Source organism: Nocardia sp. NPDC056064, from assembly GCF_042266925.1.
Taxonomy (GTDB): Bacteria; Actinomycetota; Actinomycetes; order Mycobacteriales; family Mycobacteriaceae; genus Nocardia.
In genome coordinates this window covers 4,469,248-4,490,507 of record NZ_JBHJWO010000001.1, presented here as the reverse complement: position 1 = coordinate 4,490,507, position 21,260 = coordinate 4,469,248, and the positions used below count along the sequence as shown (strand labels likewise).

General features: G+C 69.0%; 19 protein-coding genes. 6 read left to right on the top strand and 13 right to left on the bottom strand.

Annotation, left to right across the window (positions count from 1 at the left end):
* Positions 1–16: 16 nt before the first annotated feature.
* The 4 genes from cydD to ACFC06_RS20935 form a co-directional block, all read right to left on the bottom strand.
* Positions 17–2,068, bottom strand: a complete 2,052-nt coding sequence (cydD, locus tag ACFC06_RS20950) for a thiol reductant ABC exporter subunit CydD (RefSeq protein WP_375935665.1) — start codon at positions 2,066–2,068, stop codon at positions 17–19.
* A gap of 92 nt (positions 2,069–2,160) precedes the next feature.
* On the bottom strand, positions 2,161–3,189 hold the full coding sequence (gene cydB / locus ACFC06_RS20945; RefSeq protein ID WP_375933646.1) for a cytochrome d ubiquinol oxidase subunit II: 1,029 nt from the start codon (positions 3,187–3,189) through the stop codon (positions 2,161–2,163).
* A gap of 9 nt (positions 3,190–3,198) precedes the next feature.
* Positions 3,199–4,656 carry a cytochrome ubiquinol oxidase subunit I gene (locus tag ACFC06_RS20940; RefSeq protein ID WP_375933643.1) on the bottom strand — a complete coding sequence of 486 codons (1,458 nt, stop codon included), beginning with the start codon at positions 4,654–4,656 and terminating at the stop codon, positions 3,199–3,201.
* A gap of 128 nt (positions 4,657–4,784) precedes the next feature.
* A complete protein-coding gene (locus ACFC06_RS20935; RefSeq protein WP_375933640.1) occupies positions 4,785–5,690 on the bottom strand; it encodes an aminodeoxychorismate lyase in 906 nt (301 codons plus the stop codon).
* Between the two features lie 92 nt (positions 5,691–5,782).
* On the opposite strand from ACFC06_RS20935, the gene ACFC06_RS20930 reads away from it, so the two are divergent.
* From ACFC06_RS20930 to ACFC06_RS20915, 4 genes are all read left to right on the top strand, one after another.
* The gene (locus ACFC06_RS20930) at positions 5,783–6,928 is read left to right on the top strand and encodes a YgfZ/GcvT domain-containing protein (RefSeq protein ID WP_375933637.1); all 1,146 of its coding nucleotides are present in this window, start codon (positions 5,783–5,785) and stop codon (positions 6,926–6,928) included.
* On the top strand, positions 6,925–7,668 hold the full coding sequence (locus ACFC06_RS20925; protein WP_375933634.1) for an MOSC domain-containing protein: 744 nt from the start codon (positions 6,925–6,927) through the stop codon (positions 7,666–7,668). Before ACFC06_RS20930 ends, ACFC06_RS20925 begins: the two co-directional genes overlap by 4 nt.
* The gene (locus tag ACFC06_RS20920) at positions 7,665–8,615 is read left to right on the top strand and encodes an asparaginase (protein ID WP_375933631.1); all 951 of its coding nucleotides are present in this window, start codon (positions 7,665–7,667) and stop codon (positions 8,613–8,615) included. The genes ACFC06_RS20925 and ACFC06_RS20920 overlap by 4 nt, the downstream gene beginning before the upstream one ends.
* A 175-nt stretch (positions 8,616–8,790) precedes the next feature.
* Complete coding sequence (locus ACFC06_RS20915; protein WP_278264730.1) at positions 8,791–9,012, top strand: DUF3073 domain-containing protein; 222 nt, start codon at positions 8,791–8,793, stop codon at positions 9,010–9,012.
* 286 nt (positions 9,013–9,298) lie between these two features.
* Here the strand turns inward: ACFC06_RS20915 and purM are convergent, their stop codons facing one another.
* From purM to purF, 6 genes are all read right to left on the bottom strand, one after another.
* Complete coding sequence (purM, locus tag ACFC06_RS20910) at positions 9,299–10,378, bottom strand: phosphoribosylformylglycinamidine cyclo-ligase (RefSeq protein WP_375933628.1); 1,080 nt, start codon at positions 10,376–10,378, stop codon at positions 9,299–9,301.
* Between the two features lie 88 nt (positions 10,379–10,466).
* Positions 10,467–12,131, bottom strand: coding sequence for a dipeptide ABC transporter ATP-binding protein (locus ACFC06_RS20905; protein ID WP_375933625.1), 1,665 nt, complete (start codon positions 12,129–12,131; stop codon positions 10,467–10,469).
* Complete coding sequence (locus ACFC06_RS20900) at positions 12,124–13,065, bottom strand: ABC transporter permease (protein ID WP_375933622.1); 942 nt, start codon at positions 13,063–13,065, stop codon at positions 12,124–12,126. Before ACFC06_RS20900 ends, ACFC06_RS20905 begins: the two co-directional genes overlap by 8 nt.
* The gene (locus tag ACFC06_RS20895; protein ID WP_375935662.1) at positions 13,065–14,075 is read right to left on the bottom strand and encodes an ABC transporter permease; all 1,011 of its coding nucleotides are present in this window, start codon (positions 14,073–14,075) and stop codon (positions 13,065–13,067) included. The genes ACFC06_RS20900 and ACFC06_RS20895 overlap by 1 nt, the downstream gene beginning before the upstream one ends.
* Positions 14,076–14,150: 75 nt before the next feature.
* Complete coding sequence (locus tag ACFC06_RS20890; protein ID WP_375933620.1) at positions 14,151–15,728, bottom strand: ABC transporter substrate-binding protein; 1,578 nt, start codon at positions 15,726–15,728, stop codon at positions 14,151–14,153.
* Positions 15,729–15,921: 193 nt separating this feature from the next.
* Positions 15,922–17,502: an amidophosphoribosyltransferase gene (gene purF, locus ACFC06_RS20885; protein WP_375933617.1), complete on the bottom strand. Its 1,581-nt coding sequence runs from the start codon at positions 17,500–17,502 to the stop codon at positions 15,922–15,924.
* 255 nt (positions 17,503–17,757) lie between these two features.
* On the opposite strand from purF, the gene ACFC06_RS20880 reads away from it, so the two are divergent.
* Complete coding sequence (locus ACFC06_RS20880; RefSeq protein WP_375933614.1) at positions 17,758–19,080, top strand: YhgE/Pip domain-containing protein; 1,323 nt, start codon at positions 17,758–17,760, stop codon at positions 19,078–19,080.
* Between the two features lies 1 nt (position 19,081).
* Here the strand turns inward: ACFC06_RS20880 and ACFC06_RS20875 are convergent, their stop codons facing one another.
* Genes ACFC06_RS20875 through ACFC06_RS20865 form a run of 3 tightly spaced genes read right to left on the bottom strand, consistent with a single transcriptional unit; the run spans position 19,082 to position 20,520 of the window.
* Entirely contained in the window at positions 19,082–19,483 is a 402-nt protein-coding gene (locus ACFC06_RS20875; RefSeq protein WP_375933611.1) for a sterol carrier family protein, read from the bottom strand.
* A 10-nt stretch (positions 19,484–19,493) separates the two neighbouring features.
* Positions 19,494–19,691: a hypothetical protein gene (locus ACFC06_RS20870; RefSeq protein WP_375933608.1), complete on the bottom strand. Its 198-nt coding sequence runs from the start codon at positions 19,689–19,691 to the stop codon at positions 19,494–19,496.
* A gap of 40 nt (positions 19,692–19,731) precedes the next feature.
* Complete coding sequence (locus tag ACFC06_RS20865) at positions 19,732–20,520, bottom strand: thioesterase family protein (protein ID WP_375933605.1); 789 nt, start codon at positions 20,518–20,520, stop codon at positions 19,732–19,734.
* 90 nt (positions 20,521–20,610) lie between these two features.
* On the opposite strand from ACFC06_RS20865, the gene ACFC06_RS20860 reads away from it, so the two are divergent.
* Complete coding sequence (locus ACFC06_RS20860; RefSeq protein WP_375933602.1) at positions 20,611–21,228, top strand: TetR/AcrR family transcriptional regulator; 618 nt, start codon at positions 20,611–20,613, stop codon at positions 21,226–21,228.
* Positions 21,229–21,260 lie beyond the last annotated feature (32 nt).

The following is a 21,260-nucleotide window of genomic DNA, read 5'->3' as shown; positions in this document are numbered from 1 at the left end:
CACCAACGCCCCACGCTCACGCCCGGCCACGAACCCCACCCCCATCGCTACCCTCGTCCGTCCCGTGCCCGTCCGCCACGGAGCCACCCGACAATCCCCGACCATCCACACCCTCGTCCGACTTGTGCGGGGCGCGAGCTGCTCCCGACCCATGCGCGATCTCCGCAGCACCACCCGACGCGCGAGCTCCTGTCGACCTTCGCCCGTCCAGCCCGTGAGATGCCACAGGAGCCTCACTCAGCGCGGGCATTTTTGTCGACGGCCGACTGTCGTCCATGGATTCCGGCGGACCAGCGTTCACCCGCACCACGACATCCGCCGCGGCCAGCACGGTCGGCCGGTGTCCGACGATCACCACTGTCGCTCCGCGCGCGGCGATGTCGCGTAGGGCGGTGAGGACGCCGTGTTCCGCGTCGGCGTCGAGGTGGGCTGTCGGTTCGTCGAGCAGCAGAATCGGGCGGTCGGCGGCGAGGACACGGGTGAGGGCGAGGCGCTGACGCTGGCCGAGGGACAGGCCGGTGCCGCCCTGGCCGACGACGGTGTCCCAGCGGTCGGGTAGCTCGTCCAGGACTCCATCGAAACCTGTGGCGGCACTGATCTTTTCGAGCTTCGACAAGTAGTCCGCGCCACCCTCGGCCGACCCGATACCGCCGACCCCGGCCCCCAGCAGCTCGACGTTCTCCCGCAAGGTCCCCGGCACCAGCACCGGACGCTGCGGCAACCAGGCGATCCGCCCCCACCAGTCCCCGGAATCGAGTTCGCGCACGTCCACACCGTCGACCCGAACGGACCCGCTATCGGGTTCGATCAGGCCCAGAATCGCTTGCAACGCAGTGGATTTACCGCTGCCGTTCGCCCCTGTCAGCACTGTCACGATGCCCGACGCCAGCTCGGCATCGAGCCGATCGGGCGCGACACCCGACCGTGCGCCCACCGTCAACCCGCGCAGCGTGATCGTGTGCCTTGGCCCGGATTCCGGGACCGACACACCCTGCGCCAGTTCAACGGATCGCACGGAAAGTCGCTCTCGCGCATCGCCACCCGATGCCGGGCCCGGTTCCAGCACCGCGAACGCCTTCTCCGCCGCCGCCATCCCGTCCTGCGCCGCGTGGAACTTCTCCCCCACCAGCCGCAGCGGCCAGTACACCTCCGGCGCCAGGATCAGCGCGACCAGCCCGGCATACAACGTCATGTCCCCGTACACCAGCCGCAACCCGATGGCGACGGCGATCAGCGCGACGCTCAGGGTCGCCAGGCTTTCCAGCACCATCGAGGACAGGAACGCGATCCGCAGCGCCTTCATGGTCCGCTGTCGCAGCGAATCACCCAGTGCCCGCACCTGATCCACCATGCTGGGCCCGGTGGGACCTTCGCGGCCCAGCGCGCGCAGGGTCGGCATCCCGGCGAACAGGTCGAGGATCTGATCGGAAAGCCGGGTGGTGGCGGCGAGGGTGGCTTCGGCGCGGCCCTGGGTGAGCAGGCCGATGAGGATCATGAAGATCGGGATGAGCGGCACGGTGATCACCGCGATCAGCGCCGAGGTCGGATCGTGGAAAGCGATGACCACCAGCACGATCGGTGGGACCAGGCAGGCCAGCAGCAGGGCGGGCAGGTAGCCGGTGAACCAGCCGCGCAGCCCGCTCAGACCGTTGCCGACGACGACCGCGATCTCGGTGCGCCGCGCGTCGAGCTCACGCGGCGGCAGTTCGGCCCCGGCCCGCAGCACGGCGTTCTCCAGTTCGGCCACCACCGTGCTGCCCGCCCGGTGCGCCAGCCGCGCCTGCCACCAGCTCGCCGCCGCCCGCACCGCCACGGCGATACCGAGCAGCACCAATTCGGTCGTCCACGAGGCGAACTCACGCTTACCGGGATCGGTGATCACCCCGGCCAGCACCCGCCCGAGCAGCAACGCCATCGCCACGATCGAGGCAGTGATCACCAACGCCAGCACCACCGCGATCACCAGATGCGGCCGAGCCGACCGCGCATACCGCCACAGCCGCGGATCGACGGGCTTGCGCCCACCCGCCCGACCAGCCCCTACCGCATCGGCCCGCGATGGCCCCACCACCCGGCGACCGGATCGCAGCGCCGGCTCGTCGACCGCTCGCCCCGTCGAGGAATCGGCGGCCGCATCGCCACGCGCCGGGCCCACCGGGGTCAGTCCTTACCGGTGAACGGCAGCCCGATCGGGGCCGGGATCTGTTCGACCCGGATCCGCTGACGGAACACCCAGTAGGTCCAGCCCTGGTAGATCAGCACGACCGGGGTCGCGATGAGGGCGGCCCAGCTCATCACCTTCAGGGTGTAGGGCGTGGAGGAGGCGTTGTAGACGGTGAGGTGGTAGAGCGGGTCGATGGTGGAGGGCAGCACGTTCGGGAACATGGAGCCGACGATGAGCACCGTCGCGCCGATCACCGTCAGCGTGGTGCCGACGAAGGCCCAGCCGTCGCGTCCGGTGAGGTTGGCCGCGGCGGCGAGCAGCAGACCGGCCACCGCGAGCCCCAGCATCGCCCAGGTCCAGCCGGTGCCGTAGGCGAGCTGGGTCCACAGGCCGAAGGCACCGACCACCACCGCGGTGGGTATCAGCAGCAGCCGGGCGACGCGCTCGGTGTCGGCGCGCACCTCACCCGCGGTCTTGAGGGTCAGGAAGATCGCGCCGTGCAGGGCGAACAGGGTCGCGGTGGCCAGGCCGCCGAGCAGCGCGTACGGGCTGAACAGGTCCCACACCGAGCCGACGATCTGCTTGCGCTCGTTCAGCGGCACCCCGCGCACCATGTTCGCGAACACCCAGCCCCAGGCCAGCGCGGGCACCCACGACCCGATCCCGATGCCGATATCGCACCACTTGCGCCACTTGGGATCGTTGATCTTGCCGCGGTACTCGATCGCGCAGACGCGCAGGATCAGCGCCACCAGCAACAGCAGCAGCGCCAGGTAGAACCCGGAGAACATGCTCGCGTACCACTCGGGGAAGGCCGCGAACAGCGCGCCGCCTGCGGTGATCAGCCACACCTCGTTACCGTCCCACACCGGGCCGATGGTGTTGAGCACCACACGCCTGCGGGTGTCGGAGCCCTTGCCCAGGATCGGCATGAGCATGCCGACGCCGAAGTCGAAGCCCTCCAGCACGAAATAGCCGGTGAACAGCACGCCGATCAGGACGAACCAGAATTCCTGCAGATTCACGGCGGGCTCCTAGTAGGCGAAGGACAGTTGTTCGACGGACGGCTCGTCCGGGGTGTCCGGCGCGGGCTTCGGCGTGTCCGGCCCGGCGACGACGTACCGGCGGATCAGGTAGAACCACACCACCGCCAGGGCACCGTAGAGCAGCGTGAACACGATCAGCGAGAACAGCACGGTGGTGGCGGAGTGTTCGGAGACCGCCTGCTGCACCGTCATCCGGATGTTCGGGTCACCGGTGGGATTGGGTACCACCGCCCACGGCTGACGCCCCATCTCGGTGAACACCCAGCCCGCGCTGTTGGCCAGGAACGGGGTGGGGATGGCGAGCAGGCTCAGCCAGGAGAACCACTTCTGGTCGGGCACGCGGCCACCGCGCGTCACCCAGAAACCGGCGAACACCAGCAGCATGGCACCGGCGGCGAGGCCGATCATGGCGCGGAAGGACCAGTAGGTGACGAACAGGTTGGGCCGGTAGTCACCGGGACCGTACTTGACGTTGTAGGTCTGCTGCAGGTCCTGCACACCCGCCAGCGTGACGTCGCTGAACTGCCCCTCGGCCAGGTACGGCAGCACATACGGCACCTTCAGCACGTGGATCACGCTGTCGCAGTTGTTGTGCGTGCCGACGGTGAGCACCGAGAAATCGGGGTCGGTCTCGGTGTGGCACAACGATTCCGCCGAGGCCATCTTCATCGGCTGCTGGTCGAACATGAGCTTGCCCTGGATGTCTCCGGTGAACACCAGCGCGATCCCGGCGAGCACGACCACCACCAGCGAGGCGCGGGCGGCCGGACGCCACATCGTGCGCGCCTCTTCGAGTTTCGCGGCGTCACCGCTGCGCGCGTTGCGTACCATCCACCAGCCCGCCACACCGGCGACGAACACCCCGGCGGTGAGGAACGCTCCCGCGACGACGTGCGGGAACGCCGCCAGCGTCGTGTTGTTGGTGAGCAGCGCGGTGATGCTCTCCAATTCGGCGCGCCCGGTCTCGGGGTTGTAGCGCGCGCCGACCGGATGCTGCATGAAGGAATTGGCGGCGACGATGAAGTACGCCGAGGCGTTCACGCCGAGCGCGACGATCCAGATCGTCGCCAGGTGAACGAGTTTCGGCAATCGCGTCCAGCCGAAGATCCACAGCCCGATGAAGGTGGACTCCATGAAGAAGGCGATGAGTGCTTCCAAAGCCAGTGGGGCGCCGAAGATGTCGCCGATGAAGCGCGAATATTCGCTCCAGTTCATACCGAACTGGAATTCCTGCACGATGCCGGTGGCCACGCCGAGGGCGAAGTTGATCAGGAAGAGTTTGCCGAAGAATTTCGTCAGCCGGTACCAGCGTTCGTTACCGGTGACCACCCAGGCGGTCTGCATCATCGCGATCAGTGGCGCCAGGCCGATGGTCAGTGGTACGAAGATGAAGTGGTAGACGGTCGTGATCCCGAATTGCCACCGGGAGACATCGAGCGTGTCCATCCGACCTCCAACTTCCACTACGACGACTTGTAGTAGATGTTACGCGGGGAACGGCGCTGATCAAGGGTGACGACGGACACGACGCCGAAACCCCGCAGGGGCACGCCCACCCGTGCCCCACGCACGGCTCACCAGTCGCCGATGGCACCCGGTCGTTCGATGCCCTGATCCACCAGGTCGATGATCTCCTGCGCGTTGTCCGGCGCCGACATACGCACCCCGTCCAGCTGATTCACCCGCGCGGCCAGCGTGATGCTCGACAGTAGCCAGATGCTGTCGCAGTCGAACAGGTCGGCGGTGAACAGCGACTGGTACTTGCACTCCCAGCCGGCCTTCTCCGCCACCGCGAACAGCGAGCGCTGCGTAACCCCCGGCAGCACACCGTTTTTCGCGGGCGGGGTGATCAGCTGCTTGTCGCGCGCGATCACCACCGTGGAGCGCGGGCCCTCGAGCACGCGGTGCTCGGTGCTGTGGAAGATCACGTCCTCGGCGCCCATCCGGCGGGCGAACCGCAGCGCGGCCATGTTCGTCGCGTACGACAGCGTCTTCGCGCCGAGCAGCTGCCAGGGCGCGGCCTGGGCCAGATCGATCGAGATGCCCCGCGCCAGCGACATCACCTTCACGCCCTCGGCGCGGGCGGTCGCGACACGTTCGGGGACCGGGGAGACGAGCACATACGCGGTGGGCTTCGGGTCCTCGGGCACCAGTTCCGAGCGCGGCGCGTCGAATTCCGCGTCCCGGCCGCGCGAGTAGACCAGCCGCAGCATGCCCTCTTCGTCGGCGCCCCACTCCTTGACCGCGAGCTTCACCGCCGAGCGCCATTTCGTCAGCCCCGGATCCGGCAGTTCCAGCGCCTGCGCGGAGCGGCGCAGCCTGGCGAGGTGGAATTCCAGCGCCATGGCGGTGCCGTTGCGGACCAGAATCGTTTCGAAAACCCCGTCGCCCCGCAGTGCTCCGATGTCGTCGGCATAAAGCAACGGCGCGTTCGCATCAGCGAACGCGCCGTCGAGTGTCACAAGTACCCGTTCTCCCATGTGACGAGCGTAGGCGTTATCGGTCCGTTATGCCTACGGCTGCCGGGAAACGGGCCTTCGGATCAGCCTGTCGCGATGCCCGCCTGCGGCACATGTCGGCGCACGCGCCTACAGTGGGTGTTGTGTCGCAGGTCGTCGCCCCCAGTCCTGTTCTCCATACTCCGGGTGCCGTCGCGGGCGCACCGGGCTCTCCCGACGCGGCGGTCGCCTGGCATTACGGCGATCCCTTCGGCGAGCAGAAGGCCGCGGTGCAGCGGGTCGCGGTCGTCGACCGGTCCCATCGCGGCGTGGCCACCATCACCGGCGCCGAGCGCCTGAGCTGGCTGCACACCATCACCAGCCAGCACATCGCCGCCCTGCCCGACGGACACAGCGCCGAGAACCTGGACCTCGACCTCAACGGCCGCGTCCAGCACCACTTCGTGCTCACCGACCTCGACGGCACCGCCTGGCTCGACACCGAGGCCGAGCGCGGCGCCGAGCTGTTGTCGTTCCTGCAGAAGATGGTGTTCTGGGCCGACGCCAAGCCGGTCGCCGCTCCCGATCACGCCGTGCTGAGCCTGCTGGGCCCGCAGGTGGACACCCTGCTGCCCGCGCTGGGCATCGACGCCCTGCCCGAGGTCTACCGGGCCGTGGCGCTGCCCGGTGGCGGGTTCCTGCGCCGGATGCCGTGGCCGGGCGAGCACTCCTTCGACCTGATCGTGCCGCGCGCGACCCTCGGTGACTGGTGGACGAGACTCACCGCCGCAGGCGCCCGGCCCGCGGGCATGTGGGCCTACGAGGCGCTGCGGGTGGCCGCCCTGCGCCCGCGCATCGGCCTGGACACCGACGAGCGCACCATCCCGCACGAGGCCCGCTGGATCGGCGGCGTCGACGAACACGGCGCGGTGCACCTGAACAAGGGCTGCTACCGCGGCCAGGAGACCGTCGCCCGGGTGCACAACCTGGGCAAGCCGCCGCGCAACCTGCTGCTGCTGCACCTCGACGGCTCCGCCGACGAACGGCCCGCCACCGGCGACGACATCACCGCGGGCGGCCGCACGGTCGGTCGCCTGGGCACCGTCATCGACCACTACGAACTCGGCCCGATCGCCCTGGCACTGGTCAAACGCTCGGTCCCCGCCGGCACCGAACTGGTCGCCGGATCGATGGCCGCCGCCATCGATCCCGACTCCGTCCCCGCCGACGACGGCGTACAGGCGGGCCGCGCCGCCGTCGACCGGCTGCGCGGGCGATGAGCGAGGACCTCCGGCGCGCCGACCACCCCGGGTCGGCGACTCCGGCGATCGGCCGTCCGTCTCAGCGGGTCGGTGACACCGGCCGGGTCGAGGCGGTCTGCGTGGTGCATGCCGACATCGAGGTACGCACCCGGGTCGGCCGCTCCGCGATCGACAAGCGACCGGTCGAGGGGCGCGTCCCGGTGCGAGCGCTCGGACTCGCGGGCGATCACGTCTGCGATGTCGAGCACCACGGCGGTGTCGATCAAGCCGTGTACGCCTACTCCGATGCCGACGCCGACCGCTGGGGCCACGAACTCGGCCGCACCCTGCCCGCGGGCTGGTTCGGCGAGAATCTGCGCCTGAGTGGGCTGCCGGTGAGCGACGCGGTACTCGGCGCGCACTGGGCGATCGGCGACACGCTGCTGGAGGTGAGCGCGCCCCGCGTCCCGTGCGCCGCGTTCCAGCAGTGGTCCGGTGAACGCCAGTGGGTCAAGCGCTTCACCCTCCAGTCCGACACCGGCTGCTACTTCCGGGTGCTCACCGAGGGCAGCATCGGCGCGGGCGACGAGGTGCGCGTGGTGCGCGTGCCCGAGCACGGCATCACCGTGCGTGACCTGTTCACCGGCGCCGACCACGCGCTGCTCGAACGCCTGCGCGCCGAGGAGCCGACCATCTCCGCCGACGTCCACATGCAGATCGACCGGCACACCAGGAGCAGGCGCGCGCTCGCGCAGGCAGGCGGAGGGGAGACGGCGTGAGTGTCGAACTGGTCGAAGTGGTGCGCTCCGGTTTCCGCGAGTGCGTGCACCGCGGTTCGGTCGTCGTCCTCGATCCCGACGGCACCCCCACTCTCGAGCTCGGCGAGGTCCACGGCCCGATCTTCCCGCGCTCGACCAACAAGCCGATGCAGGCGCTGACCCTGCTGCGCAACGGCTTCGACCCCGTCGACGACGCCGAACTCGCCATCACCACCGCCTCGCACTTCGGCGAGCCCGACCACGTCGCGCTGGTCCGCCGCCTGCTCGACCGCTTCGGCCAGACCGAGGCCGACCTGGCCTGTCCACCCGACCTCCCCTTCGAGGAGCAGGCCCGCGCGCTGGCCCGCACCGGCTCCGGCCCGAGCCCGCTGTACATGAACTGCTCGGGCAAACACGCGGCGATGCTGGCCACCTGCCTGATCAACGACTGGCCGCGCACCGGATATCTCGAGGTCGAGCACCCACTCCAGCAGGCGGTTCTCGCCACCGTCGCCGACGTCACCGGCGAACCCGAGACCGACCTGGGCATCGACGGCTGCGGCCTGCCGATCGTGCCCGTCTCGCTGATCAATCTGGCCCGCGCGTTCGCCGGTTTCACCACGGCCGAGCCCGGCACCGCGCCGCGCCGGATCGCCGATGCCGTGCGGGCGAATCCGCGAGTGATTTCGGGCACCAACGGCCCCGACCTGCTGGCCATGTCGAGCACCCCCGGACTCTTCTGCAAGATCGGTGCCGACGGTATGCACGCGGGCGCGCTGCCCGACGGACGCGCCTTCGCCTACAAGATCGACGACGGCCACGACCGGGCCAGGATGCCGCTGACGCTGGCGATTCTGCGCAGGCTCGGCGTCGACTGGACCGACGTCCATACCGAGCTCGCCGCCACCGCCGTCACCGGTGGCGATGCCAGAGTCGGTGTGATCCGCGCGATTCCGGGGGTGCTCTGAGACCGGGCGGTCACGGCGAAGAAGGGGCAAACGGTAGCGGTTCGGGAGTTCTTCACCCACTCCTGGGAGCGCGACCGTCTAACACACGCTAAAGTGTCTGTCAGGAAGAGTATTAATTCGAACGGGGCCGCCAACAAACCCCAGGCCGCCCCGCAGTGACGCGAGGGGGTCAGCCATGGGCCGTGGCCGGGCTAAGGCAAAGCAGACCAAAGTCGCACGTGAGCTCAAGTACAGCTCCGCGCCGACCGACTTCGCGAGCCTTCAGCGCGAGCTGTCGGATAGCACTCCGCTCTCACCACCGAGGAGCGGCGGAGTGATCTCCGATGAGCACGACGCAGACGAGTCGGCGTCCCGTTGGAACAACGAGGACGACGACTACGACAGCTGGCGCCGCTGACCGACCGTCGGTGAAGGGGGAGGCCATGCGCGGCCTCCCCCTTCAGCCGTTGTCACTCAGCGCGTCGGGCTCGCAGCAGTACGGCGAACATCCGAATAGACGACGAGCGTCCTGTGCACACACAGGACGCTCGTCGTGTTCGCCGCCTCGAGGCCCCGACCACCCCGAGCCGGGGGGTACCTACCCCTTCATCGGAGGGGTAGCCGATCCAGGCACAGCACAAACCCCGCAAACGCCGTGAGCCGGGTCGCGAAAGATCGCGACCCGGCTCAGCGCGTGACAGGGATCAGAACCGCGGGTGGTCGCCCAGCAGGATCGCGCGGGGCGCGTCGGCGTCGGCGGCCTTCTTGACCTGGCCCAGGGTCCAGCAGTCGATGTGGCGGGCGGTGAGCACCGCCAGCGCGCGGTCGGCGTCCTCGGGGGCGACGATCGCGACCATGCCGACGCCCATGTTGAACGTCTTCTCCATCTCGACCCGCTCGACGCGCCCGCGCTGGGCGATCAGCTTGAACACCGGCGCCGGGTTCCAGGTGCCACGGTCCAGCTCGGCGACCAGGCCGGCGGGCAGCACGCGCGCCAGGTTGGCGGCCAGGCCACCACCGGTGACGTGGGAGAAGGTGCGCACGTCGGTCTCGGCGATCAGCGCCAGGCAGTCCTTGGCGTAGATGCGGGTGGGCTCGAGCAGTTCCTCGCCCAGGGTGCGGCCGAACTCCTCGACGTAGCCGGTCAGCGACATACGGTCGATGTCGAGCAGGACCTTGCGGGCCAGGCTGTAGCCGTTGGAGTGCAGGCCCGAGGAGCCCATCGCGATGACGACATCGCCCGGGCGCACCCGGTCGGGGCCGAGCACCGAGTCGGCTTCCACGACGCCGACGCCGGTGGCGGACAGGTCGTAGTCGTCCGGGTCCATCAGGCCCGGGTGCTCGGCGGTCTCGCCACCCAGCAGCGCGCAGCCGGCCTTGATGCAGCCCTCGGCGATGCCGGAGACCAGCTCGGCAACCTTCTCCGGGACGACCTTGCCGATGGCGATGTAGTCCTGCAGGAACAGCGGCTCGGCGCCACAGACCACCAGGTCGTCGACGACCATGGCGACCAGGTCGAGGCCGACCGTGTCGTGCTTGTCCAGCGCCTGGGCGACGGCGATCTTGGTGCCGACGCCGTCGGTGGAGGCGGCCAGCAGCGGCTCGCGGTATCCGCCCTTGAGGGCGAACAGGCCGGCGAAGCCGCCGAGCCCACCCTGCACCTCGGGTCGGCTGGCCTTCTTCGCCAATGGTCCGAACAATTCGACGGCGCGGTCACCGGCTTCGATGTCCACGCCGGCCGCGGCGTAGGAAGCGCCGGCGCCGCTGGGGGTCTGTTCAGTCATTGTGGGGGAAAGCTCCAAACCGAATCGGCGGATAGATGCCTAGTAACTCTAAGTGATCCGCCCGTCCAGCTGTCGTGCGGCTCCTAGCTCATTGTTCCAGCTCCCCGGCGAATGTGGTGTCGCTCTCGCCCCGGCGTGCACGCTGCCGGACCGGGTCGGGAACCGGGACGGCCGCGACCAGGCGACGGGTGTAGGGGTCGACGGGGTGACGCAGGATCTGCTCGCGATCGCCCTGTTCGACACAGCGGCCCTCGCGCAGCACCACGATCCGGTCGGCCAGCTGGTCGACCACGGCCAGGTCGTGGCTGATGAACAGGCAGGCCCAGCCGCACTCGCGTTGCAGCTCGGCGAACAGTTCCAGCACCGCCGCCTGCACCGAGACATCCAGCGCGCTGGTCGGTTCGTCGGCCACCAGCAGGTCGGGGCCGAGGACCAGCGCCCTGGCCAGGCTGGCCCGCTGACGCTGCCCGCCGGACAGCTCGTGCGGATACCGTCGTTCGGTGCCCGCGGGCAGGCGCACGTCGTCGAGCAGTTGCCGCACCCGATCGCGGATGCCGGACCTGGTGCCCACCTTGTGCACGGCCAGCGGCTCGGCCACGCACTCGCCGATGGTCAGGCGCGGATTGAGCGAGCCCGCCGGGTCCTGGAACACGAACCCGAAGCGGCGCCGGATCGGGCGCAGCCTGCGCTGGGAGAGCGCGGCGATGTCCTGCCCGCGCACCAGCACCTGCCCGGCGCTCGGCCGCTGCAGGGCCGCGACGCAGCGCCCGATGGTCGACTTGCCCGACCCCGACTCCCCCACCAGCCCGAGCGTCTCCCCCGGCCGGATCACCAACCCCACCTCGTCCACCGCCCGGAACGCGGGCCGACCGAACGGCCCGGGGAACTCGACCACCAGATCGCGCACCTCGAGCACCGGCTCGGCCGCCGGATCGGGCACGGGCCGCTCGCCCGCCGCGCCCAGATGCGGGACCGCCGCCAGCAGCGCCCTGGTGTACTCGGCGCGCGGCGCGGCGAACAGTTCGTCCACCGGCGCCTCCTCGACCACCTCGCCGGCGCGCATCACCACCACCCGGTCGGCGAGGTCGGCGACCACGCCCATGTTGTGGGTGATCAGCACGATCGCGCTGCCCAGCCGGTCGCGCAGGTCGCGCAGCAGATCCAGGATCTCGGCCTGCACGGTGACGTCCAGTGCCGTGGTCGGCTCATCGGCGATGATCACCTTCGGCTCGCACGCGATGGCCACGGCGATCATCACCCGCTGCTTCTGCCCGCCGGAGAGCTGGTGCGGGTAGTAGTCCACCCGGTGTCGCGGATCGGGCAGGCCCACGGTGCCCAGCAGCTCGATCGCCCTGGCCCGCGCGGCCTTGCGGCCCATCCCGCTGTGCGCGCGCAGCGCCTCGGCGAGCTGGAACCCCACGGTGAACAGCGGGTCGAGCGCGCGGGCGGGCTCCTGGAAGATCATCGAGACCGCGCCGCCGCGCAACGCCGTCAGCTGACGTTCGGTCATCGCCGTCACCGCCCGGTCGCCGACGCGCACCAGCCCGCGCACCCGCGCGGTGTGCGGCAGCAGGCCGATCGCGGGGCGCGCGCTCACCGACTTGCCCGAGCCGGACTCCCCCACGATGGCGAGCACCTCGCCAGGGAACACCTCGTAGGACACTTCCCGCACCGCCTCGACCGGCCCACCGTCGGTGGCGAAGGTCACCGACAGCCCGTCCACCGACAGGGCGGGTGTGCGCGGCTCAGTCATCGGCCTGTTCCTTCTCCGTCGCGGTGGTGACGGCCCGCCGGGTGCGCAGCAGCGGATTCAGCGTCTCGTCGACGCTCTCGCCCACCAGCGTCATCCCGAGGACCACCAGCACGATGGCGGTGCCGGGGAAGATCGAGGTCCACCAGATCCCGTTGGACACGTCGTTGAGCGCCTTGTTCAGGTCATAGCCCCACTCGGCGGCCTGGGTGGGCTCGATGCCGAAGCCGAGGAACCCCAGCGCGGCCAGGGTGAGAATCGCGTCGGCGGCATTGATGGTGACGATCACCGGCAGCGACCCGGTGACATTGCCCAGGATGTGCCGGAACATGATCCGCGTCGTGGAGGCCCCGGTGACCCGCGCCGCGTCCACATACGGCTCGGTCTTCACCGCCACCGTCGCATTGCGCACCACCCGGAAGTACTGCGGCACATACACCACCGTGATGGCGATGGCCGCCGACAGCATCCCGCCCAGACTGCTCGACGTCCCGCCCGCCACCACGATCGAGACCACGATGGCCAGCAGCAGCGTGGGAAACGCGTAGATCGCGTCCATCACCACCACCAGCACCCGGTCCACCCAGCGCCCCACATACCCCGACAGCAAGCCGAGCGGCACACCGACCAGCAGCGACAGCGTCACCGCGACGACGATCACCAGCAGCGCGGTGCGCGCGCCGAACAGCACCCGCGAGAACACGTCCTCGCTGCGCACCGAGGTGCCGAACCAGTGCTGCGCCGAGGGCGGCTGCTGCGACACGAAAGCCACCCCGTCGGCATTGTTCTGGGCCAGCCCGTAGGGCGCGAGCAGCGGCGCGCACACCGCGACGAAGACGAACCCCGCCACCAGCACCAGCCCGGTGATCAGCGTGACCCGTTGCAGCCCGGCGGTCATCGACAGCATCCGCGCGCCCGGAATCCGGCGCCCGCCCATCAGAACCGCACCCTCGGGTCGATCAGCGCGACGACGGCGTCCACCACGAAACTCATCACCGCGACCAGCACCGCGATGAACGCCACGATCCCCTGCACCGCGATGAAGTCACGCGCCCGCAGGTACTCGGCGAGCTGGTAGCCCAGCCCCTTCCATTCGAAGGTGGTCTCGGTGAGGACCGCGCCGCCGAGCATCATCGCGACGCACATGCCCATCACCGTGACGATGGGGATCAGCGCGTTGCGCACCGCGTGGCGCCCGGTGACCACCCGCGCGGACAAGCCTCGCGCTCGCGCCGCCTCCACGAAATCGCTGCGCAGCGTCTGGATCAGGTTCACCCGCACGAGCCGCAGGAAGATGCCGCCGGTGAGCAGCCCGAGCGCGACGGCGGGCAGCACCGCGTGCTCGAGCACGTCCAGGACGTAGGACGGCTCCCCGTAGCGGATCGCGTCGACGATCAGGATGTTGGTCCGCGGCGAGACGTGCCGCAACGCCAGTTCCACCCCGGTACTGGCCCGCCCGCCCACCGGGAACCAGCCCAGCCACACCGAGAAGATCAGCTTGAGCAGCATCCCGACGAAGAACACCGGCGCCGCGTAGGCCAGCACCGCCGAGAACCGCAGCGCGGCATCGGCGGTCGAATCCCGATGTGTCGCCGCGTATCTGCCCAGCGGAACGCCCACCGCGAAGGCGATGAGCAGCCCCCAGAACACCAGCTCGAAGGTGGCGGCGCCGTAGATCACCACCACCTCGGCGATCTCCTGATTGTCCTGGGTGCGCCCGAAATCGCCGTGCAGGAAACCGGTCAGGTACTCCCAGTACTGGGTGAGGATCGGGCGGTTGAGCCCGGCGGCCTCCTTGCGCTGCTCGATCTGGTCCTGGGTCAGCCGCCCGCCCATGGCCGCGCTGATCGGGTCACCGATCACGCGCATGAGGAAGAACACCACGGTGACCAGCAGCCAGGCCGTCGGCAGGATCAGCAACAGCCGGACCAGCAGATACCGCGCCAGCGCGAGCTGCCGGGAATCGCTGCCGCGCAGCCCTTTCCGGCGCCGTACCCGCTCCGTTTCGGCGCTCACCGCGGCCTACTTGCTCAGGACGGTGAACCGGAACTTGAACGAACCGTCGAGGGTCTGGTCCACCCCCGAGACCGACGGCCGTGACACCGCGACCTGCTTGCCCGAGAGCAACGGCAGCGTCGGCAGGTGGTTCTGTGCCAGATCGGTCTGGAGTTTCTCGATCAGCGCGATGCGCTCGGCCCGATCGGGTTCGGTGGCCTCGGCGGTCAATTGCGCGGTGACACCGGCGTTCTCGAAGTGCGACTGCAGGAAGTTGTTCGGTCCGAAGAACGGCGTGAGGTAGTTGTCGGCGTCCGGGAAGTCGGGGAACCAGCCGAACTGGTAGAGCGGGTAGCCGTCGGCGGCGCGCTCCTTCTGATAGGTCACCCACTCGGTCGACTGCAGGTTCACCGTGAACAGCCCCGAGGCTTCGAGCTGCGACTTCACCGCCGCGTACTCCTCGGAGGAGCTGGAGCCGTAGTGGTCGGGGTTGTACTGCAGGTTCAGCGTCACCGGGGTGGACACGCCCGCGTCGGCCAGGAACTTCGCCGCCTTCGCCTTGTCGGGCCGCGCGCCGTAGAGCTGCTTCAACGGCTCGGCCGCACCCGTCATCCCCTGCGGCACATAGCCGTACGCGGGCTGATAGGTGCCCTTGTACACCGAGGTGGCCAGCGCCTCGCGATCCACCGAGGACGCCACCGCCTTGCGCACGGCCAGCTTCTGCTCGGGTGTCGCGCCCGGCATGGTGTTCATGTTGAAGACGATGTAGCGCAGTTCGCCGCCGGGCCCGTCGGTGACCTTCACCGACGAATCCGCGCGCAGCGAGTCGATATCGGTGGGCGTGAACGAGCGGTAGCCGACATCGATGGCACCGTTGCGCAGGTCGAGCTTGAGATTGTCGGAGGTCGCGTAGTACTTCATCGACACCGTCTCGGTGCGCGGGGTGCCGAGCACGCCCTGATAGCCCGGGTTCGCCTGGTACTCGACCAGCTTGTTCTTGTCGTAGCTGCTGATCGTGTACGGACCCGAATAACCCTTGGCGGCAACGACTTCGTCGTCGGTGGCGACGCGGTCGGCCGGGAACACCTTCTCGTCCACGATCGGTCCGGCCTGGGTCGGCAGGATGGTCGGGAAGGTCTGGTCGTCGGCGACCTTCAGCGTGAACGCGACGGTGAGATCGTCGACCACATCGGTTTTCGCGAGATTGCCCAGCAGCGAGGCAGGACCGTGCGGATCGTTGATCGCCACCATGCGGTCGAAGGAGAACTTGACACTGTTGGCGGTCAACGGATTTCCGTTGGCGAAGGTGAGCCCCGATTTGATCTTGCACGTATAGACCGTCGGAGCGGTGAACTCGCATTTCTCCGCCGCGTCGGGCTTCGGTGTGGTGTCACCTGGCGCGAAATTCAGCAGATACGAATAGATCTGGGTCTCCACCAGCAGCGAGCCGTTGTCGTAGGCGGCGGCCGGGTCCAGCGAGAAGATCTTGTCGGTGGTGCCCAGCACCAGCCCACCGGCACCATCGGTGCGACCCGAGCCGCATCCGGCGAGCGTGGCCGCGACCACGGCGGCGATTCCTACGGCGGCAACATATTTCTTCACCATCGGGCCCCGTTCTCGAACTGCGATTGAGGGGACCGTACCGGCGCCGCATTACCGCCCAGTTTCGAATGCGTCGATCGGCGGCCGGGATGCCATGAACAATTCTTACGTAATAATGTTGCGCCGCAATGTCATTCATTCGACACATGCGAAGGGCCGGTCAGGTTTATCCTGACCGGCCCTTCGACTGGGAAACCTACGGACGGCTCAACGCGTCGACGTTGACGTTCTCGCCCAGCAGCTTGGCTTCGGACTTACCCGAGAGCATCCCCTCGAGCACGTTCTTGCCGATCGCGGCCTCCTGCGGCAGCGCGATCGGGTAGTCGCCGGTGAAGCAGGCCGTGCACAGGCGCGAGGCGGGCTGCTCGGTGGCGGCGATCATGCCCTCGGTGCTGATGTAGCCGAGGCTGTCGGCGCCGATCGAGCGGCGCACGTTCTCCACCATGTCGGCGTAGCTGTCGTCGGAGCCGGTGCCGTTGGCGATCAGCTCCGCGCGCGAGGCGAAGTCGATGCCGTAGAAGCAGGGCCACTTCACCGGCGGCGAGGCGATGCGCACGTGGATCTCCAGCGCGCCCGCCTCGCGCAGCATGCGGATCAGCGCGCGCTGGGTGTTGCCGCGCACGATCGAGTCGTCGACCACGATCAGGCGCTTGCCGCGGATCACCTCGCGCAGCGGGTTGAGCTTGAGCCGGATACCCAGCTGACGGATCGTCTGGCTGGGCTGGATGAAGGTGCGGCCCACATAGGCGTTCTTCATCAGGCCCTGGCCGTAGGAGATGCCGGAGCCCTGCGCGTAACCGACGGCGGCGGGCGTGCCCGACTCGGGCACCGGGATCACCAGATCGGCCTCGATTGGATGTTCCTTGGCCAGCTTGCGACCGATCTCCACGCGGGTGGAGTGCACCGAGCGGCCGGAGATGGTCGTATCCGGACGCGCCAGGTACACGTACTCGAACACGCAGCCCTTGGGCTCGGGGTTGGCGAAGCGCATGGACCGCACGCCGTCGGCGTCGATGGCCAGCAGCTCACCCGGCTCGATCTCGCGCACGAACGCGGCGCCGACGATGTCGAGCGCGGCGGTCTCGGAGGCCACCACCCAGCCGCGGTCGAGGCGGCCCAGCACCAGCGGGCGCACACCGTGCGGGTCGCGCGCGGCGTAGAGGGTGTGCTCGTCCATGAAGGTCAGGCAGAACGCGCCGCGCAGTTGCGGCAGCAGCTCCATCGCGGCCTGCTCGATGCTCGAGTCGGCGGCGGCGTGCGCCAGCAGCGCGGTGACGATGTCGGAGTCGGAGGTGGCCCCGGTCATCTGCGGGCGGCCGTTGATCACGCCCGCGCCGATCAGCCCCAGCTCACGGGCGCGACCGGCCAGTTCGGCGGTGTTGACCAGGTTGCCGTTGTGGCCCAGCGCCAGGCCGGAACCGACGGCGGTGGTGCGGAAGATGGGCTGCGCGTTCTCCCAGGTGACCCCACCGGTGGTGGAGTAACGACAGTGCCCGACGGCGATGTGCCCCGGCATGGCGCCGAGGGTCTGCTCGTCGAACACCTGGGAGACCAGGCCGAGATCCTTGAAGACCAGGATCTGCGAGCCGTCGGAGACGGCGATACCGGCCGCCTCCTGGCCGCGATGCTGCAGCGCGTAGAGGCCGTAATAGGTGAGCTTGGCGACGTCCTCGTCCGGAGCCCAGACGCCGAAGACGCCACACTCCTCGCGGGGCTCGTTCTCGGGCTCGTCCGGAAGTGTGGATGTGCTGTCGATCGCGCGATCGGCGTGGGTCACCGTGTGCTCCCTGTTCGGGCGGGCTGGGGGCAGGTCTCATTCTACGGGTGAATCGGGCCTCGACGCGCACCACAGTGCAAACCCGGCGCAATCGACGGTGGTGATCACGCGAATTCCGGGGACACAGCTGTTACCGTGCCGATCGTGACCACCGATGGCAGTGCGCACGAACCAGCTGATTCCCCAGCGTCTCCCGTGGACAACACCGAATCGGTCGCGAAGGATTCCGATCCGGCGCGGAGCCGGAGAGCGACGTTGGACACACTCCGCATCCCACCGCGCCGCTGGCTCCGGATCGTGTTCGCGCCCACTGTCGTGCTCTCGATCGTGTTGTCCCTGCTCGGGGTGATGTACCTGGCCTACATCTCCGACCCGGAGGGAAATCTGCACGATTTCCCGATCGCGCTGGTCAACCAGGACGTCGGCGACACCATCGACGTCGACGGCCGCTCCCAGCAGGTGAACTTCGGCAAGCAGGTGGCCGAGGCGCTGGTGGCCGGGATGCCCGCCGACCAGATCGACCTGAAGGTCGTCGGGATCAGCGAGTCCGAGCGGCTGATGCGCAGCGCGCAGATCTACGGTGCCATCGTCATCCCCAGTGATTTCAGCAAACGGCTGGGCATTCTCGGCGTGGGCAGTGTGGTCGGCGGCGAGATCGAGCGCCCGATCATCACCGTGCAGACCAATCCCGGCATGGGCCCGTACTCCGCGGGCATCGTCACCCGCATCGGTGACCGCGCGATGAGCGAGGTGAACAACCAGGTCGGCCGCCAGCTCACCGCCCAGGTCCGCGACACCCTCGCCGCGACGCCGGAGGGCGCGCAGGCGCCGCAGATCTCCGGTGCCGCCCAGATCACGCTGTCCCAGCCGATCCACATCATCGAGCGGGACTGGCGACCGCTGGGCCAGGGCGCGGGCCTCGGCCTGACCGCTTTCTTCTACGCGCTGCTGATCCTGATGGCCGGGGTGGTCGGCGCGATGGCCATCCACACCATGGTCGACGCGCAACTGGGCTTCCAGCCCACCGAGTACGGCCCCTGGTACGTGCACTATCCACCCACGCCGATCTCGCGATTCCACACGCTGCTCATCAAATGGGGCGTGATGGTCTTCGTGGCGATCGTGGTCTCGCTGCTCTATCTGCTCGTCGCGAAGATCCTCGGCGTCGCCGGTCAGCAGCCGACCCAGCTGGTCCTGTTCTCGGTCCTTGCCCTCATCGCGGTCGGCTTCACCTGCATGGCCTCCCTCGCCGCCTTCGGCACCGCGGGCCTGCTCATCAACCTGGCCGTCTTCGTCATCCTCGGCCTGCCCTCCTCCAGCGGCACCGTCCCCATCCAGGCCACCCCCACCTACATCGCCTGGCTGGCCGAATTCGAACCGATGCACCAGGTCTACCTGGGCATGCGCTCGATCCTCTACTTCGAATCCGACTACACCGCCGGCCTCGGCCGAGGCATCTGGATGTCCCTCCTCGGCCTCCTCATCGCCCTCATCGGCGGCGTCGTCATCACCAAGTACTACGACTACAAGGGCCTCCACCGCGAAAACCTGGTCGACAAGAAGAAAACCGCGGCCTGACCTACCCGGTGCTCGGACGCACCGCGACGATCGGTAACCAACCCGCGATCTCCCGCGCCCGCAAGCCGGAAACCGACAGTGCTCCGGAGTCGACGGCGGTGTCGAAATCCAGGAGGCCGGTGGCCAGGAGCAGCCAGGTGCGGGGGTCGGTTTCGACGACGTTCGGCGGTGTTCCGCGCGTGTGGCGGGGGCCCTCGATGCACTGCACGGCCACGAACGGCGGCACCCGCACCTCCACCGAATGCCCCGGCGCACTCCCCGCCAACGCCCGAGCCGTCCCCTTGACCGCCGCTCCCAACTCCGCCCGCCCGGGCGCCGTCGCCTCGTCGTCCCGCAACCACCCCTGCACCGCCAACACCGCGGCCCGCACCTGCGCGGGGTCCACCACATTCCGTCCAGCCATGGCCGAAACGCTACCGACCGGCGGAGAGTGCGGGCCGCAGGCGACCTTGCTGCGGGTCGTAGCAGATCAGGCCGTGGGCTTTCGCCAGTCCGGCGACGAACGTCGACACCTCGTCGTGGTCGCCCCAGCGGATGTGGACGCTCAGCGATGAGCCGTCGGCGTCGCTGGTTGGCTGTTCGCCTTCCCAGATCATCAGGTCGAAACTCATGGGCGAGATTGCCCGGGGGCACCGACACGAGCGACAGCCGTCAGTCCAAGGGGCGGACGGTGAGGATCTGCTGGGCTACGCCGACGGGGCCGTGGTGGTCGTGGAGGACGGTGCTGGTGAGGCCCTGGCCGGTGTGGCCGAAGGTGACGGTGGTGTCGAGGCCGGTCCATGGGGTTTCGGGGCGGCGGTAGAGGTGGAGGGTGAGGTCGACGTTGGGGAACATCCACTTGGTGGGTTCCTGGCGGACGGCGATGCCGTTGGCGGTGTCGACCAGGGCGATGAAGGCGGCGACGGGGTCGACGGGCTCGCCGGCGACCAGGTCGACCCGGGTGCGCACCCACGCGGTGGTGCGGCCGGGCTGGGGTGTGCCAACGGGGCGGGTGTCCAGGGAGGCGATGTAGCCGCCGGTCCAGACCGAGGTCAGCGGCCAGGACGCGAGGGATTCCGGGGTGGGCAGGCGGTCGGGTTCGCCGCCGGCGACGCTGTCGGTGTCCTGTTCGCCGAGGAACCAGGCGCGGGCGCTGACGACCGCGCACCCGGCGATGCTGACGGTCGCCTCGACCAGTTCGATGGTGCGCCCGGGCCGCACGATCCGCACGTCGACGTCGAATTCCTCGAACCCGATCCGGCCCAGGATGTCGAAGCTGACCCGGCTCAAAGCCAGGGCGGGACGCTGCGCGCGAGCCCGCAGGATCTCGTGCACGACGAGGCCGCCGAGCGGGCTGAAGTGCTGCTCGTCGGGGTCCCATGCCCCACCCACGTGGACGGTCGGCGCGAACCGCCCCTCGCCGACGCGTACGAAATAGCTGGTCGCCTGTGTCTCCGTCACATTTCCCAACCTACGGGTCGAGTTTTGATCCTGCAAGTCGATCAATCTTCTGCACGGTCGACCAAGAGACCCGCTGGCTATGATCGGCCGATGACTACGGACGAGGCCGTCGCGTCCCCCGGCCGCGCGACACGGCGCCGCGACCGCCGCAAGGCGGAGATGATCGAGACGGCGCTGCAGATCCTGTCCACCAGCGGCTACCAGGGCATGCGCTTCGAAGACGTCGCCGAACGCTGCGATATCGCCAAAGCCACGCTGTACCACTACTTCCCGAGCAAGGACGCCCTCGTCTCCGCCGCGCTGGAGAAGCTCACCACCGACGTCCTGACCCATCTCGACGCCGCCCTCGACGCCGCCGCGGGCGAGTCCGCCACCACCCGCCTGCGCGCCCTGATCGGCGAGCAGCTGCGCGTACTCACCGTGCTGTATCCCGAGGTCGGCACCCTGTTCTCGTTCCCCGCCCCCTGGCCGGACGAGCACGCCGAAGCCATCAAGACCATGCGCCGCCGCCACGACCGGCTCTTCCGCGCGGTCGTCGACGCGGGGGTCGCCGCGGGCGAGTTCGACTGCCCCGACCCGGCGGTCGCCCTGCACTGTCTGCACGGCATCCTCAACCACGCCTCCATCTGGCTGCGGCCCGACGCCGACCCCGACGGGCACACCCGTACCGCTGTCATCGACGAATCCCTGCGGTTGTTCACCAGGTAAACCGCCTGGCGCGGGCGCGGCCGACCCGCGAG

Coding starts and splice junctions, on each gene's coding strand:
- ACFC06_RS20940 (WP_375933643.1), bottom strand. CDS start 4,656: ATGGACACGCTCGATGTCTCCCGGTGGCAATTCGGGATCACGACCGTC.
- ACFC06_RS20935 (WP_375933640.1), bottom strand. CDS start 5,690: ATGGGAGAACGGGTACTTGTGACACTCGACGGCGCGTTCGCTGATGCG.
- ACFC06_RS20930 (WP_375933637.1), top strand. CDS start 5,783: ATGTCGGCGCACGCGCCTACAGTGGGTGTTGTGTCGCAGGTCGTCGCC.
- ACFC06_RS20925 (WP_375933634.1), top strand. CDS start 6,925: ATGAGCGAGGACCTCCGGCGCGCCGACCACCCCGGGTCGGCGACTCCG.
- ACFC06_RS20915 (WP_278264730.1), top strand. CDS start 8,791: ATGGGCCGTGGCCGGGCTAAGGCAAAGCAGACCAAAGTCGCACGTGAG.
- purM (WP_375933628.1), bottom strand. CDS start 10,378: ATGACTGAACAGACCCCCAGCGGCGCCGGCGCTTCCTACGCCGCGGCC.
- ACFC06_RS20905 (WP_375933625.1), bottom strand. CDS start 12,131: ATGACTGAGCCGCGCACACCCGCCCTGTCGGTGGACGGGCTGTCGGTG.
- ACFC06_RS20900 (WP_375933622.1), bottom strand. CDS start 13,065: ATGGGCGGGCGCCGGATTCCGGGCGCGCGGATGCTGTCGATGACCGCC.
- ACFC06_RS20890 (WP_375933620.1), bottom strand. CDS start 15,728: ATGGTGAAGAAATATGTTGCCGCCGTAGGAATCGCCGCCGTGGTCGCG.
- ACFC06_RS20875 (WP_375933611.1), bottom strand. CDS start 19,483: ATGGCTGGACGGAATGTGGTGGACCCCGCGCAGGTGCGGGCCGCGGTG.
- ACFC06_RS20870 (WP_375933608.1), bottom strand. CDS start 19,691: ATGAGTTTCGACCTGATGATCTGGGAAGGCGAACAGCCAACCAGCGAC.
- ACFC06_RS20860 (WP_375933602.1), top strand. CDS start 20,611: ATGACTACGGACGAGGCCGTCGCGTCCCCCGGCCGCGCGACACGGCGC.